Genomic DNA, 18126 nt, shown 5'->3' on the forward strand with positions numbered 1-18126 from the left:
TCATGCATAGAACAAAGACAATATACCTGTTATTTTTCCTTTCTAGCTTAATAGCCATTCCTGGCATAAAGGGGCAAGAAAACTTAGAGCCATTAAATCAGGCAGAAATTAGTACGGTAATAGACTCGATAAGCAATAAACTAACGGAAAACTATGTCTTCCCCAAAATTGCCTTAGCAATGTCTAATAGCATCCAAAAAAAATTTAAAGACGGAGCATACAAGGATCTAAATGATCCTGAAATATTTGCAAATATTCTTACGGAAGATCTCCGAGACATTAGCAAGGATAAACATCTAAGAGTCACATTTACACCTAGGCGCATAACAGAGATGCAGCAAGTAACCACTACAGAAGATAGTCTCGCCTATCTAAAACGTAGAATTGCCCGTATGGAAAGAAATAATTTCGGTTTTAAGGAAGTTAAAATATTAAGTGGAAATATAGGGTATCTTGATTTGAGGGGATTTTCTGATGTAGAATATGGAGGTGAAACCGCTGTGGCAGCCATGAATTTCTTAAGCAATGCGGATGCAATTATAATTGATTTAAGAAATAATGGTGGCGGTAGTCCAGCGATGATTCAATTAATTAGCAGTTACTTCTTTGAAAGTGACCCGGTACATTTAAACAATTTCTATTGGCGGCCTACAGATTCTAATTCCCAAACCTGGACCTTACCACATGTCTCAGGGACTCGCAGCCCAGATACTCCTCTGTATATTCTGACGAGTTCTGGCACTTTTTCGGCCGCCGAGGAATTTAGCTATAATTTAAAGAACCTAGAAAGGGCAACCTTAATTGGAGAGACTACTGGCGGGGGTGCACATCCCGGTGGTTCTCTGATAGCTACTGAGCGTTTTATGGTTTGGGTACCTACCGGAAGAGCTATTAATCCAATTACCAATACAAACTGGGAAGGCACTGGTGTAACCCCACATATTAAAACATCTGCCAGGAAAGCATTAGATAAGGCATATACGATTGCATTAGAAAAGCTAATAAGTCAAAATCCCAATGAAGAATCATTGTCTTACTACGAATGGCCCCTTACAGCAATTAAACTAAAGACTAATCCTATCACTCTATCTAAAAAGAGTCTGGAAGCTTTTGTAGGCAGCTATGGCCCCAGAAGGATAAGCATGACAGATGGAAAATTGTATTATCAGCGCGATGGCGGGAGTAAATATGCACTTTACCCCTATTCTGAAAATGCATTTATGCTAGACGGCATGGACAGCTTCCGAATAAGATTTTTATTTGAAGATGAAAAAATTATAGCCTTGGAAGGACTATACAGTAGTGGCCGTAGAGACAAAAATTTAAGAGACTAAGTCCGTGTATGTGGAAGCTATATCCCTGGGTTTATTTCTTTGTAATAATTGAGCGTTATAATCTATAAAAATTCGTTTCAGCTGACACAAATCATTCTCTTCTGACAGAAAACTCGTAACTTTATTAAAAATAAGAATTATGAAGAATTTAATTGGAATAGATAGTAAAAAAGCAGACACGCTTGTAAGTGAATTAAACGATCTTTTAGCCAATTACCAACTGTTTTACCAAAACTTAAGGGGGTTTCATTGGAATATTAAGGGTAAGGAATTTTTTGAATTACACTTAAAATTTGAAGAATTATATAATGATGCCGTGGTAAAAATAGATGAAATTGCCGAACGTATTTTAACCCTTGGGGGGGAACCTTTACATACTTTTTCAGACTATTTAGACACAGCAGAAATAATAGAAGAAAAGGGAATTACCAAGGGTCCGGAAGGCGTTAAGATTGTATTGGAGAATTTTAAAGTACTGGTTAACAAAGAGAGGATTATACTCTCTCTGGCATCCGATGCTAATGATGAAGGCACTGTTAGTCTTATGAGCGACTATATTACGGAAACAGAAAAAACACTTTGGATGCTAGCATCCTATCTAAGCTAAGGTATAAGGTACACCATTAAATAACGAAGGTGGTCTGTTTAGACCACCTTCGTTATTTATCAACGTTTGTATTGAATAATTTAAACTAAATCGAAACGATCTAAATTCATAACCTTAGTCCAGGCCGAACCAAAGTCCTTCACAAACTTTGCTTGTGAATCTTCACAGCCATATACCTCAGCTAAAGCTCTTAATTCGGAATTAGAACCAAAGATTAAATCTACTCTAGTTCCGGTCCATTTTAGCTCCCCGGTTTTACGATCACGTCCTTCAAATAAGGATTCGTCCTCGGTGGCAGCTTTCCAACTAATTCCCATATCCAAAAGATTTACGAAAAAATCGTTTGTAAGTGTTTCCGGGGCTTCCGTAAACACCCCGTGCTGTGACTGACCTACGTTGGCATTTAAAACCCTTAAGCCTCCGATTAAGGCAGTCATTTCCGGAGCAGTTAGTGTTAATAATTGCGCTCTATCTACTAACATTTCTTCTTCAGAAACTTCATAGCTGCCCTTTGAATAATTTCTAAATCCATCTGCTCGTGGTTCTAGTGCAGCGAAAGAATCTATTTCTGTCTGCTCTGCGGAGGCATCACCTCTCCCTGGTGTGAAGGGAATTGTAAGTTTATTCCCTGCCTTTTCGGCTGCTTCTTCCACGGCTACTGATCCAGCCAAAACAATTAAATCTGCCATTGAAATTTCCTTGTCATCATTTTGAGAAGCATTAAATTCCTTTTGTATAGCCTCCAAAGTTTCTAGAACCTTGGCCAATTGATCTGGAGAATTAACTTCCCAATCTTTTTGTGGTGCAAGTCTCAATCTACCTCCATTGGCACCTCCCCTTTTATCAGAACCTCTAAACGTAGACGCTGAAGCCCAACTAGTTGCTACTAATTCAGAGATGCTAAGACCAGATGCTAAAATCATTCGTTTTAATAAGGCTACATCTTCCCCATTTACTAAACTATGTGTAACGCTAGGAATTGGATCCTGCCAAATAAGTTCTTCATTAGGAACCTCAGCCCCTAAGTACCGAGTTATTGGACCCATGTCTCTATGAGTTAGCTTATACCATGCTCGTGAAAATGCATCTGCAAATTCTTCTGGATTTTCATAGAAATGTCTGGATATCTTTGCATAGGCTGGGTCTTCTTTTAAGGCCAAATCGGTAGTTAGCATAAAAGGAGCATGACTTTTTGATGGATCATGTGCATCTGGCACTGTGCCTGCACCAGCTCCATCCTTTGGTGTCCATTGAAAAGCCCCAGCCGGACTTTTACTTAATTCCCATTCAAAACCAAAAAGGTTTTCAAAAAAATTATTACTCCATTTTGTCGGTGTGGTAGTCCATGCACCTTCTAATCCACTGGTAATCGTATCTCCTGCATTTCCCGATCCGAAAGAATTACTCCATCCCAGTCCCTGCTCTTCTATCCCAGCTCCTGCCGGTTCAGCGCCGACGTACTTACTTGGATCTGCCGCACCATGTGTCTTCCCAAAAGTATGTCCACCCGCTATTAAGGCCACTGTTTCCTCATCATTCATAGCCATCCGACCAAAAGTTTCTCGAATGTCTTTTGCCGATGCAAGGGGATCTGGCTTGCCATTTGGGCCTTCGGGATTCACATATATTAGTCCCATTTGAACTGCTCCTAAAGGATTTTCTAATTCCCTGTCTCCGGTATACCGCTTATCCCCTAGCCACTCACTTTCCGGTCCCCAATAAATATCTTCTTCTGGTTGCCAAATATCTTCTCGACCTCCTGCAAAGCCAAAGGTTTGTAAGCCCATAGATTCTAAAGCCACATTACCTGCCAGTATCATTAAATCTGCCCAAGACAACTTTTTTCCATATTTTCTTTTTATCGGCCATAATAAGAGTCGGGCTTTATCCAAGTTGGCGTTATCTGGCCAGCTATTTAAAGGAGCAAAACGCTGGGTTCCTGAGCCAGCCCCTCCTCTACCGTCAGAGATTCTGTAGGTTCCGGCACTGTGCCAGGCCATTCGTATTATGAAAGGCCCGTAATGCCCGTAATCTGCAGGCCACCATTCCTGAGAGGTAGTTAATACTTCTTCCAAATCTTGTTTAACAGCTCTAAGATCTAAAGACTTAAACTCCTTGGCATAGTCAAAGCCCTCATCCATAGGATCTACCAAGGAAGAATTCTGTCGTAAAATATTTAATTTAAGTTGATTAGGCCACCAATCTTTATTCGTTGGTCCTCCTCCCGCTGTCTGCTTGAGTTCTCCACCCATAAAAGGGCATTTACTTATGTCATTTACATTGTAACTTGCCGTGCCGTTTGTATTGTTCTTACTCTTATCCATATTGTGTTTTGTTTTAATAGCTAAATCCTATCAAATTTACCGAATTGCACCGTATTTTGAAAAGAGACATTATCTTTTTAAATGAATGTACTATTGATAATATCTATGGAATGAGAAATGCTCCAAAGTCTAACTTTTTTATTTAAAATTAATTATGTTTTATCTTTACTTGCAGCCTGTGTAAAAACCATATCAATTCTTCATATGACCTATAAGAAACCTGAATTTTTAAATATGATTCGAATGGCTTTGAGCTGTTTACTTCCCATTATATTGCTTATGGTCTCTTGCAAAGAGACGAAGGAGGAAAAAAGAAGCCCAAACATCATATACATTTTAGCGGATGACATGGGCTATGGAGATGTTTCTATTCTCAATAAAGAGAGTAAAATTTTCACGCCAAATTTAGACAGACTAGGACAGCAGGGCATATTATTTACCGATGCACATACCTCATCCTCCGTCTGCACTCCAACAAGATATGGCATATTAACCGGAAGATATAATTGGCGGAGTCGTCTTAAAAGTGGGGTGCTTACTGGAAAATCAAAGGCTCTTATTCCAAATACTCGGACAACCGTAGCGTCTATGCTTAAGAAAAAAGGCTATACAACGGCCTTTATAGGAAAATGGCACTTAGGTTGGGATTGGGCCTATGAAAATAATACAGATACAGGAGGAGATGGATGGAACAAAGAAGATTTTAAAAATATAGACTTTACTAAACCGGTTTTAAACAATCCAAACGATCTCGGTTTCGACTATGCTTACGGGCATTCTGGTTCTTTGGATATGGCTCCTTATGTATATGTAGAGAACGGAAGAGTCACCTCTATACCGCGCTCTACAACGGTAGATAAGGGAAAATACTCATGGTGGAGAGAAGGGCCAACGGCAAAAGACTTTGTCCATGAAGAGGTTACCCCTAATTTTTTTGATAGAGCTAACGAATATGTCCAGAGAGCAGCGGCAAATGATACTCCTTTCTTTCTATATCTAGCCCTACCTTCACCACATACACCAATACTGCCTACAAAGGCTTGGAAAGGTAAAAGTGGATTATTACCATATGCAGACTTTGTGTTAATGGTTGACCATTATCTTGGAGAGTTACTAAATAGGTTGAAAAAAGAAGGAATTGAAGAGAACACCCTTGTGATTTTTACCTCAGACAATGGTTGTTCCCCTGCCGCAGGAATAGAAGAGTTACAAGAACTAGGCCACTATCCAAGCTATATTTACAGAGGCCACAAGGCAGACATCTTTGAAGGTGGACATCGAGTACCGTTTATGGTTAAATGGCCATCAGTAATTAAACCAGGGAGCAAATCTGATGCCTTGGTAGGGACTACAGATTTAATGGCTACTCTGGCGGAAATAACCTCTTACTCTCTTAAGGAGGATGAAGGAGAAGACAGTATATCTATGTTGCCTCTTTTTCAAGAAGAAACTAAAAATAATCACCAAAGAGAAACCGTAGTAAATCATTCCATCAATGGAGACTTCGCTATCAGAAAAGGAGACTGGAAATTGATTATGACTCCAGGATCCGGAGGGTGGAGTTATCCCAATCCAAATAGGGATAGCCTTGCGCTAAAATCCTTACCTCCTATGCAACTTTACAACTTAAGAACGGATCCTCAGGAAAGCAAAAATCTGTATGATAAGGAAACATCAAAGGTGATGGAATTAAGGAACATACTAATTAATCAAATAGAAAAAGGCAGAAGTACAAGGGGAGCGCCGCAAGAAAATGATTCTATCCATTTTGAATGGACGCAAATCGACTTTATAAATTCTTAAAACAGATAGAAACATAAGCAACGTCCGGTATAATAATTTAAGTAGAATCTATGGAAAGTAAAAAATCGTTTATAAAGAAGAATTCCAGTAAAAGGATTCAGAGACAAAAAAGATTATTAATAGGCCTTATCACAGTTATTTCTTTGATAGTTTTATACGACTCATTTATTCATAAAACGCCCTTATATTACATAGGTTTTTATTTTTTAGGAAAGTTCGTAGGGAGAATTTATCGACGTTTCTACACTGTTAAATACGAAAAAGAAGAAGAAATATTCTCACTATCCAGTAGTAGTTGGAATATTATCTTTACCGTATTGCTTGTTTCCATGAAACTTGTTCTGGCAAAAAAAATGCTCCATTCCTTAGATGTCATATGGACTACAGATGCCATTTATTTATTCTCTATCGGAATTTATTTTTCTAAATGGAAAAGCATTGCAAGACAGTTCGATGATTTAATTTACAATCGCATTGCTAAAATCTACAGCACTAATTGAGGAAGATCCTTCCAAGTAGTAAAGCGCCTTGTGGCAGTAGCGGAAGGCAATCTTGCTTATATTAAAGAGATTGTTTGCTTGCTTTTCCCAGTTTATCTGTAACTTATACAGAAAAATAAAAATGCCACTTTATACCTTAAATATTAATAACAATTCTTTTGAAGTGGAGGTGAATAAAGGCACCTCTTTACTCTGGGTTCTGAGAGAACATTTGGGTCTAACCGGGACCAAATACAGCTGTGGTATTGCCCAATGTGGGTCTTGTACCATACATATAGACCAAAAACCCATGAGGGCATGCATCTTAACTGTAGAAAATTTTGCCATGGGACAAAAAATTTTAACCATTGAAGGTTTATCTGAGAAAGGGGAGCATCCCGTTCAAAAGGCATGGATTAAAACTCAGGCTCCTCAGTGCGGTTATTGCCAATCTGGTCAGATCATGCAAGCAGTTGCCCTGTTAAAGGAGAAACCCAAGCCATCTAGAGAAGAGATAAAGTCTTACATGAATGGAATTCTTTGTAGATGTGGTACGTATATGCGCATCCTGGAGGCCATAGAAATAGCCTCAGAAGAAAATAGTGCGATTAACTAGAGATGATGAGAGACACAAACATAAACAAAAGTAGAAGGGAGTTTTTAAAATCATCTACAGGGGTGGCTCTCTTTATTGGAATGTCTGGTTTATTGCCTTCAATTGTTTCCTGTCGAGATTCCAAAAAGATAGAGAAAACATTAGAAAAACATAATATAACCGCCTGGGTAAGAATAACAGAGGATGGGGATATTACCATTTACAATCCTGCGGCAGAAATGGGACAAGGCTCAATGACTTCTCTGCCAATTATTTTTGCAGAGGAAATGGATGCCGAATGGTCTAAAGTCAAGGTAGAATTTTCACCCCAAGAAGTAGAAATATATGGTTCAGAGGGATGGACACCTGGCAGTAAGCTTATGTTTACTGTTGGAAGTAGAATTACTAAAAGTAATTTTCCTCTTATGCGTCAATCCGGAGCTCAGGCACGTCATATTTTAATGTATTCAGCTGCTAAGCACTGGGATGTTCCTCTGGAAGAACTCACCACAGATAAAAGTGTAATTACGCACCCAAAAACCAAAAGAAGCATTCCCTATGGGGCTTTAATACCTTTCTTAAAAACCCCTAAACACTTGCCAAAATATAGTTTAAACGAATTAAAAAAAACCGAAGATTTCAGACTTATTGGCAAAGAAATTCCAAGAGTAGATATTCCTGACAAGGTTAATGGCTCGGCTAAATTTGCCGGAGACCTTCGTATGCCAGACATGCTCTACGGAGTTTTAGAAAGAGGAAACCTTCATGGGGCAAAACCCTCATTGGAAAACGAGCAGGAAATATTATCAATACATGGGGTCATTAGCCTGCTTCCATTTAATTATGCTATTGGCGTTATAGCCAATAGCCTAGAAGTTGCTTTGGATGCAAAAAGTAAGCTAAAAATAAAATGGAGTGAGACAGATGCCACTAACTTTAACTCTCAGGAAATCTACAATAGCTACGAAAATATCGCAAAGGACGCTTCCACTGGAAAAATAATACGTGAAAAAGGCAATGTCAATATAGAACAAAACACCAATTTTAAAACATTCGTATCAGATTTTAAAAATGACTATGTCTATCACGCCCAGATGGAGCCTCTCAATATTGTAGTACAGGTAATTCCAAACCAACAAAGGGCGGAAGTTTGGGTAGGCAGTCAGCAAGGGGTAGATCCGAAGTTGGGCATCCCGGACTTACTGGGTTATCCTCCGGAAAATATAAATATACATTTACAATATTTAGGAGGTGGTTTTGGCAGAAGAAGCATGAATGACTTTGTACATGAAGGGGTTCTAATGGCGAAGGAAGTTGGACCAAAACCCTTAAAATTACTTTGGACAAGAGAAGATGATATCGGATATGGAGCGTTTAGACCTCTTTCTCTTCAAAGACTTAAGGCAGTTACAGGTATTAATGGCGCTATTTTAAGCCTATCGCACTGTATTATTGGAGACGGTGGCAATCTGGTAGCCAGTGGTACAAGGAATGATCATTATGACATCCCAAATGAACTAGTAGAGTGGCGTGAAACAAAACATGGAATTCGCTTAAAACACTGGCGAGCTGTAGGCCATGGACCAAACAAGTTTGCAATAGAGTGTATGCTGGATGAAATTGCTGCAGACCAAAGAATAGATCCTATTAGCCTTAGAAAAAACTTAATGCAAAATTCGCCCAGGGCTTTGGCAACCATGAAAAAAGTGGAAGAAATGTCTAATTGGACAGAGACTTCATCTATGGATAGAGCTAAAGGGGTAGGATTTGTAGAACACGGTTCATTAGGTTCTGGAGTATGCGAAATATCCGTAAACAAAGCTACAGGTGAAATAAAAGTACACCATTTTTGGGTCGCATTGGATGCAGGAATTATTATACAACCGGATAATGTAAAAGCGCAGATTGAAGGTGGGATCATAATGGGAATGAGCAGCGTGTTAAAAGAACAAATTACCATAGAAGACGGGCGAGTAGTGCAGTCTAATTTTCACGATTACAATTTGCTTAGAATACAGGACATTCCGGAAACTATTGAAACTTTCTTAATCCCTTCTAATGAAAATCCTGAAGGCGTTGGGGAAACAGCCACACCAATGGTAGCTTGCTGTATTGCGAATGCATTTTTAAGACTAACTGGGAAGCATCTAAGACATTTACCCTTTACACCAGAAAGGGTATTAGATGCCCTAAATACATAAAGATTTATTTAAGACAAGCATAAAATGCCTATCTTACCTAGGCATGTCTCTAGTTTAAAGCGAACCAATCAAATCCCGTTAAACCAAGCTTTCTTATGAAGACCAAAGAATATATAGAACAACTGAACTCCCGTTTTTTTAATGGCAAATTATCTTCCGATTTTAAGGAAGAGCTAGAAAAACTTCCAATCGATAGACCAGATGTATATGCCTTTGTAGAAAGAGCATTTGGTTTTATAAACCAAGCCGGAGTACCTGCAACGGATATGTCCATTATGCTTGGTGAGATATTAGGATCACTTCTAGCCCGTCTCTTACCTGGTGCATGGGAGGGAAGAATTCCTCCAATAACCGTTCCTGGCAGACATGCCGAAATAGATAATTATATTAAATCTAATCCATGGGTTAAGATCGGAAATCGGAAAATGCTCGATATTGGATGTGGTTTTCCACCCTACACCACCTTAGATGCATCCAATAGCCTGAAAGACTGGTATATTACTGGGGCAGATCCTTCCCTTCCTATGTACTTAGTCCATGATTCCGAAGGGAATTACGCCACCTTAGACCAGAATAGGTCTACTATCTATTTTCAACCATCTCTGCCCTCAATAGAAAATTGGAATAGTTTATTAAAGGATTCTAAAGCGACAAAAAAAAGGTTTGAACAATTATTAAGCGAGCTCTTAGAAGCGCCTGAGAAAGATAAGATCGGTCTTCAAAAGCTACAAATCGATCCAATAAAATCTTATGAAACTGACCGGCTTAAATTTTTAAACGGGGGGATTGGTCAGATATCCATTGACCCTCAAAACATTATTCGCTGTTTTAATGTTTTGATATATTTTGATGACGTATTTTATCAAAATACATTAGACTGGTTTAAGGAGAATCTGGAAGAAAATGGCATAGCAATAATAGGAGCCAACTGGGCTGTTTCAACAGAAAACTATTACAATATCTACAAAAAAGAAGGAGATCAATTAATCAATAAAGAGTTTGCATTTAGTCTGGATAATATCAATCCATTCAGTGTGGTTACCTGGTATGCAAATTATGACGACGATAGGCAAACAGCTACTTTGGCAAATTATATTCGCCTAATACGTGAGGATGCAACTTTCATGAAGGAGTATTATACTATTAATGACGCCCAACGTCTTAAATATAAAATATGCCCGAGGAATTCCGAAGGCTACTACGGAAAAACAGACTCCTCCATTCCTCCAAACGAGCTATGGGCGCTTATAAGGCAGATGTTAGATGAACTGAATGAACTAGGCCTAAATCAGAAGGCGGCTGAGGTCTTGCAGAAAGCAGGTCTTAAAGCTCGAGTTAACGAGGTAGGCCATATATCTATATCCACTTAGATGATAACTTAAACTATTTAACCTCTACTAGATTTTTTAACCATATGGTCATCATAATTGGGGCTGGACTCTCAGGATTATTAACTGCTTACCATTTACAAAAAGCACAGATTCCTTTTAAAATTTTAGAAGCCAGAGACCGTATTGGGGGACGAATTCTTACATACTATGGCTCTAAAGGAACAGCCGTTGAGATGGGAGCCACTTGGTTTGGGCCACAACACCAACTGCTTATTCAGTTAATAAGGGAATTGAATCTTGGTTATTTTGAACAATATATGCAAGGGACTTCCTACTATCAAGCCTCCGCAGGCGCCTTGGCTCAAGCCATAATTCTTCCTAATCAGGATCCTAGTTATAGGATTACAGGTGGCACAACTGAATTGATAAAACAGCTATACAATAGTTTGGACAAAGATTCTGTATTGCTAAACCAAACAGTAAATAAACTAGAATTACAAGACAATTCGGTCTTGGTAAAGGCGAAAATAGTACTTAAAGCCAAAGCAGTAATTGTAAGTTGTCCACCAAAACTATGGGCACATAAAATCACCTATGAACCCAAGTTGCCCGAAAATCTCATAGACGTTGCAAAAGCAACACATACTTGGATGGAAGATTCCATAAAAGTAGGTTTTGTCTATCCAGAACCCTTTTGGAGAAACAATAAACAATCCGGAGCTCTTTTTTGTAATTCCGGACCCCTTACAGAATATTATGATCATTCTAATGAGGAAGGAACGAAGTTTGCTTTATGTGGTTTTTTACATCCGGCCTATAAAAAAACCACACAGCAAGAAAGAAAATTAATGGTTTTAAATCAGCTAAAAGAGGTCTTTGGGGAAAAATCCTTATTATTTACAGAGCATTTTGAGCTAATATGGCCTTCGGAAAAACACACTTTTTATCCTTCTCTTTCTTATCAGTTTCCCCATCAAAACAATGGAAACGATATATATGAAGAGTCCTACTTCGGCGGTCGATTACTATTTTCAGGTACAGAAACCTCCGCGCATTTTGGAGGATATATGGAGGGTGCCGTATATGCTGCCAAGGCAGTTTGTGATAGACTCAATTCGGGTTTTTAAATAAAAATCAAAGTGGTAAATTCGTAAGAACTAATATTTATTGTCTTTTCTATGTTTACAAAGAGAACATATTCTACGGTACAAATGGTCTGGTGGACCAGGTTTGAAAGTTTATTCTTTTTAACACTTATACTTGTTTGGGTAGCCGTCTACTACTTTTTCGATTTGGCCTGGTTAAAAATACCGTGGACTCCTCTTGCCTTAATAGGCACTGCTGTGGCCTTTGTTATTGGGTTTCAAAATAATGCTGCCTATGGGAGGATTTGGGAAGCCAGAAAAATTTGGGGAGGCATTGTTAATACCTCTAGGACATTTGGCATGTTTGTCCAGGACATGGTTACCAATGAGCATACTGTTACCGACATACCTAAGGAAGAAATAAAAAAAGAGGTTAGAGTACTTACCTATCGTCATATTGCCTGGATGAATGCTTTGCGCCATGCTATGCGGATGCCTCGACCATGGGAGACCACTGTAAATCACCGTACGAATCAGGAATGGGATATGAAACCTCCAGAATTACAAACTACTGTCGAAGAAGATCTTAAACCATATTTATCGGATACGGATTTAGACTATGCCATGAGTAAAGGAAACAAACAAACAGCAATTCTTTATCTTCAGTCGCATCACTTACAACAACTTAAAGAACGGGGACTGATTTGGGAATTTTCCTTTCTGCAATTAGAGGGCGTCCTTGAGGAATTATTTACACAGCAAGGAAAGAGTGAACGAATTAAGAATTTCCCATATCCCAGACATTTTGCGACCTTAAATCATTTCTTTATGTGGATTTTTGTGTTATTGTTACCTCTGGCATTGGTTCCGCAATTCGCTGAGATTGGAATTAAAATAGCAGAAGATCATGGCTATATTGGGCAATTTTTTATTTGGTTATGTGTGCCTTTCTACGTTATTGTAGCCTGGATTTTTCATACCATGGAGAGAATAGGGAGAACCGGTGAGAATCCCTTTGAAGGCACGGCCAACGATGTCCCAATTTCTACCATAGCAAGAGGAATTGAAATAGACCTGAGGGAGAATTTAGGAGAATCTATTCATGAAATCCCCGTACAGTTTGAAATCAAACACGACACACAGTTTTAAATAGATTTTGACCGTATCCAAGTACGTTCAACTCTTTACATTATTAAAGAATTAAATAAATTTACGAGAGCCAATAGCATAAAATGAAATACCTCAAGTTTTTCCTTTCATTTCTCCTGACTGCCGCAATTTTTTATGGTTTAAACACTAAGTTCGGCTCAATCCCCCCAATTGGTAAGTTTCTAAATCCTTATACAGGAATATGGCAGAATGAGAAAGAAGCCAAGATAGACGGTACGCTGTCCTTAGAAGGATTAAGTAAAGAGGTGACCGTGCACTACGACGAGAACCTGATTCCCCATGTTTTTGCCCAAAACGACCTGGATTTATACAGGGTCCAAGGTTATCTTACGGCAAGGCACCGACTTTGGCAAATGGAATTTCAAACGCATGGTGCCGCAGGCAGAATATCTGAAATATTTGGAGATGTTGCTTTAGATTATGACAGGCATCAAAGGCGACGGGGAAATATTTACGGAGCCGAAAGGGCCTTAAAACAAATGCAAGAAGACAAGGTGCTATCTTCGGCTTTAGATTCCTATGCAGCTGGTGTAAATGCCTTTATAAATGAATTAGACGTTGCTAATCTTCCTGTTGAGTATAAATTATTAGACTATCAGCCCGAAGTATGGACTCCCTTAAAAACAGCTCTGCTTTTAATGTATATGACACGTGATTTAGCCGGAGGTGACAATGATCTGGAATATACCAATGCGTTGAGAATTTTTGGGAAGGAACGATTTGATTTACTCTTCCCTGATTTCTTTGAAACGGTAGATCCGGTGATCCCTATGGAAACAGACTGGAGCTTCATTACAACACCCATAACCCCAGTTCCTCAAGGAGAAATGCCATTAGATACAATTACGGAAACACTTCCTAATCCTCCACGAGGTATTGGAAGTAACAATTGGGCCGTTTCTGGAAAAAGAACCTATTCCGGCAATGCCATTCTGGCTAACGATCCTCATTTGAAATTAAATCTACCATCCTTATGGTATGTCATGCAGTTAAGCACCCCAGAGTATAATTCTTTCGGTGCTACCCTTCCCGGAGCCTTAGGAGTTATTTCTGGTTTTAATAAGCATATCTCCTGGGGTGAAACCAATGCTACCAGAGATGTTATGGATTGGTATAAAATTGAGTTTAGGGATTCAACAATGAAGGAATACCGCTTCGACGGAATATGGGAAAAGAGTTCCTTCCGTGTAGAAGAAATAAAAATAAGAGGGCAGTCAACCTTTATTGATTCAGTTACCTATACACGCCATGGTCCCATAGTCTTTGACCCTAATTTTAGAAAAAAAAGTGGTTATTCAGGTTATGCCATGAAATGGATGGGTCATGAAGGAGGCAATTCACAGTCGACATTTATTAAACTAAACAAGTCGAAAAACTATTCGGAGTATAAAGAGGCGCTAAAGGATCATATAGCTCCTGCCCAAAACTTTGCCTTTGCATCTGTAGATGGAGATATTGCCTTATGGATACAAGGCAAATTTCCAAATAAATGGAAAGGACAGGGCAAGTTTTTAATGGATGGCAGTAATCCGGAACACGAGTGGCAAGGATTCATCCCGCAAGAATTTAATGCTCATACGCTCAATCCTGAAAGGGGTTTTGTAAGCTCCGCCAATCAACACCCTGTAGATCCGTCCTATCCTTATTTTGTTTTTAACGATTTCTATGAGGCTTATAGAAACAGAATTATTAATAACTTTTTCAATTCTAAGGAAACCTTTGATATCCAGGATTTTAAAAATCTTCAAAACAATAATTATAACCTTAAGGCCCATGAACTTTTACCCTTTATTTTTGAGACAATGGACAGTAGCTCTCTTAGCACAGATGAGCTTGCGATTTATAATAATCTAAAGGAGTGGGATTATTACAATGACTTCTCTAAAATTGAACCTACTATTTGGGCAAGCTGGTGGGAAGAATTATTTGAACTAACCTGGGATGAATTTAATAAAGAAGGAATAGCCTTAACAAAACCAACCTCATATCAAACTATACATCTTCTAAAAACTAAAGGAGACGACATCTTTATGGATATTCTAAAAACCCCAGAAAAAGAAGTGGCAAAAGATTTATTTGTAATAAGTTTTCAAAATGCTGTAAGTAGCTTAGCTGATTGGAAAGAAAAAAATGGAGAATACAGTTGGCAGAATTATAAAGGCACTTATGTTGGACATCTATTACAGGGACTTCCGGCATTTTCACATTTTAATCTTCCAATTGGTGGTGATGGGAGTTCCGTAAATGCAGCTACCGAAAATACCGGGGGTTCCTGGCGTATGATAGTAGAAATGACCTCCCCTCCTACCGCCTACGGCATCTATCCCGGTGGGCAGTCTGGAAATCCTGGTAGCAAATATTACGACAATTTTGTAGATCCTTGGGTTAAAGGAAAATATCACAAATTACTTTTCTTGCAATCCAAAGATGAGAAAGCAGGTATTATGACAACCCAGACCTTAATCCCGTGATACTATGAGCCAAAAAACAATCAATTTTACAGCTACTTTTATCCTCGCCTTGATTCTTTCTATTTTTCTACCCTGGTGGTCTGTGATGACTGCAGCCATAATAACAGCCCTCTTTGTTGAGCTAAAAGGTTTTGCTGTCTTTTATATTCCTTTTTTGGCAATCTTTTTACTGTGGGTCTTGTATGCTTTTATGTTATCCAATGCCAATGATTTTACTTTAGCTAAAAAAATAGCCGTATTACTGCCCTTAGGAGGTAATCCCTATACTTTAATTTTAGTAACAGGATTTATTGGAGGGCTAGCTGCCGGTATAGCCGGTATTTTTGGAAAAGAATGCAAACTATTATTTCGCTCCAGGTAGTAATTTTAGAACTTTAATTAATATACTTAAATTTCTTTTACTTTATAGCTTATACTTAATAAGAGAATAATCCATTAGTTCGAAGTATTTCCTATTTTAGTAGACCACTAAAATTAACCAACCAATCACTATGAAACACTTACTTTTAGCACTTCATTGCTTTTTTATTTCCTCAATTGTCTTAGCTCAAACCACAGTTTTAAAAGCGGATGCTTACATTGACGTTGCAGAAGGAAAACTGATAAGGCCAGCAGTTATCGTTATTGAAAACGGTATTATAAATGCTATAAATCCCATACAACTTCCTGAGGACATTGAAGTGACCGACTTAGGTGCCAAAATACTCTTACCGGGCTTAATGGATATGCATGTGCATCTAGGACTGGATTTTGGAAAAAATGCCTTTGGAATTGTCACCAAAGAAACTGCCACCAAAGGAAGTATTAGAGCGGTGAAAAACGCAAGAAAAACTCTTATGGCGGGCTTTACAACGGTCCGAAATGTTGGGCAATTACATCCAACTACGGAACTAATGGATGTTGCCTTGGCCGAGGCATCTGATGAAGGTTGGATAGCAGCACCAAGAATAATACCCTCCGGTCATATGATAAGTATTCTGGGTGGACATGGAGATTTATCCATGGCTGAAGGTTTGGCAGAAGGCATACTCGAATTAACGCCTCATGAAGGAGTAATAAGTGGTGTAGATGAGGCTATAAGAGCTACACGCTATCAAATAAAGTATGGAGCCAAAACTATAAAAATCCATGCAACAGCTGGCGTTCTATCGCTTGAAGAGGCCGTAGGAGCGCAACAACTAAACAATGAAGAAATGCGAGCTATAGTGGAAGAAGCTAAAAGGCATGGAATTCCTGTTGCAGCTCATGCCCATGGTGTTGAAGGAATAAAAGCAGCTATACGTGCCGGTGTTAATTCCATTGAGCATGGCTCCATCTTAGACGAAGAAGCAATAAATATGTTTTTAGAAAAAGAAGTAGTGCTGGTTCCCACCACAGGACTAACAGATAAGATGAATCTCACTATGCTGGATCCTATTAGAAAAGCAAAGGCAGACTATGTACTTCCTTTGGCCAGAACCTCTGTATCGAAGGCGATAGACGCCGGGGTAAAAATTGCTTTAGGAACAGATGCCCCGTTGATAGACCATGGGGATAACGCATACGAATTAACAGCAATGATTAATAGGGGAATGTCTAGAAAGGTAGCATTGCAAGCAGCGACCATTAATGCTGCCGATCTTATTAATAGAAAGGATTTGGGACAGATTAAAGAGGGGTTTTATGCAGACATAATTGCTGTTGACGAAAATCCTTTAGATGATATTAAAACCTTAGAAGAGGTCTCTTTTGTTATGAAGGAAGGCGTGATTTATAAAAATGAATAAGTGCGGTATTTATAAATCCTTGAAGCATCTTAGGTCTCAAAGCTTCCTTAATTTTGCGTCTTAGCTCAACTATCTGAAATAACTATGTGATTTAAATGAGTAATAGTAACTATGGTAATATCATAAAGTTTAACAGGAAAACACCGAGTAACCTTTTGTTACTGTTTGTAGTTCTCCTATGTCTGTGCTATGCACCTTTGTCTGCACAAAAATCTCCACAGGAAAATTATTACTCCTTTAGCGATAAACATTGGGAAGTAGAAATTCCTCTATGGATCCCAGGCTTTAGGGGGCAAATGGCATATGGTAGTTTTAGCTCATCTGCCTCAAACTCCACAGCGGAAAAAGAATTTAACAGAATAAATAAAGACGGTGGCCTTGAGTTTTATTTTATGGGTGGCTTGTCCGTGAAATACGGAAAAATTTGGGGGCAGTTAGATGCTTTTTCAGGGCAGGTAGGTACGGCGTTCACCTATAACCGGCTGGTTAGAGAAAATTTAGAAGACATAGTAGACATAACCATAAAAGGAACCATTCCTAGACTTAATTTGGGATATACCATTTGGAAAAAAACCAAGGGGGATCATTTTAAATTAGAAATAATCCCACATTTAGGCATTCGCTATATCAATATTAATTTAACTACGGACGTATTCGATAATTCGGAAATTATTGATGTAAGACCCGAGTGGTTTCAACCAATTGCAGGGCTCTATATACCCTTAAGCTATAAACGGTTTAGACTTGAGTTACAAGGCGATATAGGCGGTGACTCAACAAAAAACTCATGGTCCGTAAATAATAGATTTAAATATCGCTTTTCGCGACTTATGGAGGTACAACTTGGCTGGAGTATTTTGGGTTTGAAATATAACGAAAGTCTCAGCGGGCAAAATCTAGATTTTAACATAAGAATGTTTGGTCCTACCGCCGGTTTAGGATTTTGGTTCTAATTACGGA

The 18126-nt window shown here is 38.7% G+C and carries 14 protein-coding genes; 13 read left to right on the forward strand and 1 reads right to left on the reverse strand.

What is annotated here, in order from left to right; genetic code table 11:
- Positions 1-2 precede the first annotated feature (2 nt).
- Entirely contained in the window at positions 3-1334 is a 1332-nt protein-coding gene (locus tag PXG98_RS00680; RefSeq protein ID WP_276388378.1) for a S41 family peptidase, read from the forward strand.
- Positions 1335-1473: 139 nt separating this feature from the next.
- A complete protein-coding gene (locus PXG98_RS00685) occupies positions 1474-1941 on the forward strand; it encodes a Dps family protein (RefSeq protein ID WP_276388380.1) in 468 nt (155 codons plus the stop codon).
- 80 nt (positions 1942-2021) lie between these two features.
- On the opposite strand, the gene katG is transcribed toward PXG98_RS00685, so the two are convergent.
- On the reverse strand, positions 2022-4265 hold the full coding sequence (katG, locus tag PXG98_RS00690) for a catalase/peroxidase HPI (RefSeq protein WP_276388381.1): 2244 nt from the start codon (positions 4263-4265) through the stop codon (positions 2022-2024).
- Positions 4266-4469: 204 nt separating this feature from the next.
- On the opposite strand from katG, the gene PXG98_RS00695 reads away from it, so the two are divergent.
- From PXG98_RS00695 to PXG98_RS00745, 11 genes are all read left to right on the forward strand, one after another.
- Positions 4470-6068 (forward strand): sulfatase family protein, encoded by a 1599-nt coding sequence (locus tag PXG98_RS00695; RefSeq protein WP_276388383.1) that lies wholly within the window; start codon positions 4470-4472, stop codon positions 6066-6068.
- 50 nt (positions 6069-6118) lie between these two features.
- Positions 6119-6568: a hypothetical protein gene (locus tag PXG98_RS00700; RefSeq protein WP_276388384.1), complete on the forward strand. Its 450-nt coding sequence runs from the start codon at positions 6119-6121 to the stop codon at positions 6566-6568.
- A 121-nt stretch (positions 6569-6689) separates the two neighbouring features.
- Positions 6690-7163, forward strand: coding sequence for a (2Fe-2S)-binding protein (locus PXG98_RS00705; protein WP_276388386.1), 474 nt, complete (start codon positions 6690-6692; stop codon positions 7161-7163).
- Positions 7164-7165: 2 nt separating this feature from the next.
- Entirely contained in the window at positions 7166-9343 is a 2178-nt protein-coding gene (locus PXG98_RS00710; protein WP_276388388.1) for a xanthine dehydrogenase family protein molybdopterin-binding subunit, read from the forward strand.
- A 95-nt stretch (positions 9344-9438) separates the two neighbouring features.
- Positions 9439-10713, forward strand: coding sequence for a hypothetical protein (locus tag PXG98_RS00715; RefSeq protein ID WP_276388389.1), 1275 nt, complete (start codon positions 9439-9441; stop codon positions 10711-10713).
- Positions 10714-10757: 44 nt separating this feature from the next.
- Complete coding sequence (locus tag PXG98_RS00720) at positions 10758-11801, forward strand: flavin monoamine oxidase family protein (protein WP_276388391.1); 1044 nt, start codon at positions 10758-10760, stop codon at positions 11799-11801.
- Between the two features lie 51 nt (positions 11802-11852).
- The gene (locus PXG98_RS00725) at positions 11853-12908 is read left to right on the forward strand and encodes a bestrophin family protein (RefSeq protein ID WP_276388392.1); all 1056 of its coding nucleotides are present in this window, start codon (positions 11853-11855) and stop codon (positions 12906-12908) included.
- Positions 12909-12991: 83 nt separating this feature from the next.
- On the forward strand, positions 12992-15400 hold the full coding sequence (locus tag PXG98_RS00730; protein WP_276388393.1) for a penicillin acylase family protein: 2409 nt from the start codon (positions 12992-12994) through the stop codon (positions 15398-15400).
- A gap of 4 nt (positions 15401-15404) precedes the next feature.
- Positions 15405-15761 (forward strand): hypothetical protein, encoded by a 357-nt coding sequence (locus PXG98_RS00735; RefSeq protein WP_276388394.1) that lies wholly within the window; start codon positions 15405-15407, stop codon positions 15759-15761.
- A 130-nt stretch (positions 15762-15891) separates the two neighbouring features.
- Positions 15892-17166, forward strand: coding sequence for a metal-dependent hydrolase family protein (locus tag PXG98_RS00740; protein ID WP_276388395.1), 1275 nt, complete (start codon positions 15892-15894; stop codon positions 17164-17166).
- A gap of 95 nt (positions 17167-17261) precedes the next feature.
- Positions 17262-18119: a hypothetical protein gene (locus PXG98_RS00745; protein ID WP_276388396.1), complete on the forward strand. Its 858-nt coding sequence runs from the start codon at positions 17262-17264 to the stop codon at positions 18117-18119.
- Positions 18120-18126: the final 7 nt, after the last annotated feature.

It is taken from the genome of Eudoraea chungangensis (genome assembly GCF_029360665.1).
Taxonomy (GTDB): domain Bacteria; phylum Bacteroidota; class Bacteroidia; order Flavobacteriales; family Flavobacteriaceae; genus Eudoraea; species Eudoraea chungangensis.

Coding starts and splice junctions, on each gene's coding strand:
- PXG98_RS00720 (WP_276388391.1), top strand. CDS start 10,758: ATGGTCATCATAATTGGGGCTGGACTCTCAGGATTATTAACTGCTTAC.
- PXG98_RS00700 (WP_276388384.1), top strand. CDS start 6,119: ATGGAAAGTAAAAAATCGTTTATAAAGAAGAATTCCAGTAAAAGGATT.
- PXG98_RS00735 (WP_276388394.1), top strand. CDS start 15,405: ATGAGCCAAAAAACAATCAATTTTACAGCTACTTTTATCCTCGCCTTG.
- PXG98_RS00725 (WP_276388392.1), top strand. CDS start 11,853: ATGTTTACAAAGAGAACATATTCTACGGTACAAATGGTCTGGTGGACC.
- PXG98_RS00695 (WP_276388383.1), top strand. CDS start 4,470: ATGACCTATAAGAAACCTGAATTTTTAAATATGATTCGAATGGCTTTG.
- PXG98_RS00730 (WP_276388393.1), top strand. CDS start 12,992: ATGAAATACCTCAAGTTTTTCCTTTCATTTCTCCTGACTGCCGCAATT.
- PXG98_RS00710 (WP_276388388.1), top strand. CDS start 7,166: ATGATGAGAGACACAAACATAAACAAAAGTAGAAGGGAGTTTTTAAAA.
- PXG98_RS00685 (WP_276388380.1), top strand. CDS start 1,474: ATGAAGAATTTAATTGGAATAGATAGTAAAAAAGCAGACACGCTTGTA.
- PXG98_RS00715 (WP_276388389.1), top strand. CDS start 9,439: ATGAAGACCAAAGAATATATAGAACAACTGAACTCCCGTTTTTTTAAT.
- PXG98_RS00680 (WP_276388378.1), top strand. CDS start 3: ATGCATAGAACAAAGACAATATACCTGTTATTTTTCCTTTCTAGCTTA.
- PXG98_RS00740 (WP_276388395.1), top strand. CDS start 15,892: ATGAAACACTTACTTTTAGCACTTCATTGCTTTTTTATTTCCTCAATT.
- katG (WP_276388381.1), bottom strand. CDS start 4,265: ATGGATAAGAGTAAGAACAATACAAACGGCACGGCAAGTTACAATGTA.
- PXG98_RS00745 (WP_276388396.1), top strand. CDS start 17,262: ATGAGTAATAGTAACTATGGTAATATCATAAAGTTTAACAGGAAAACA.
- PXG98_RS00705 (WP_276388386.1), top strand. CDS start 6,690: ATGCCACTTTATACCTTAAATATTAATAACAATTCTTTTGAAGTGGAG.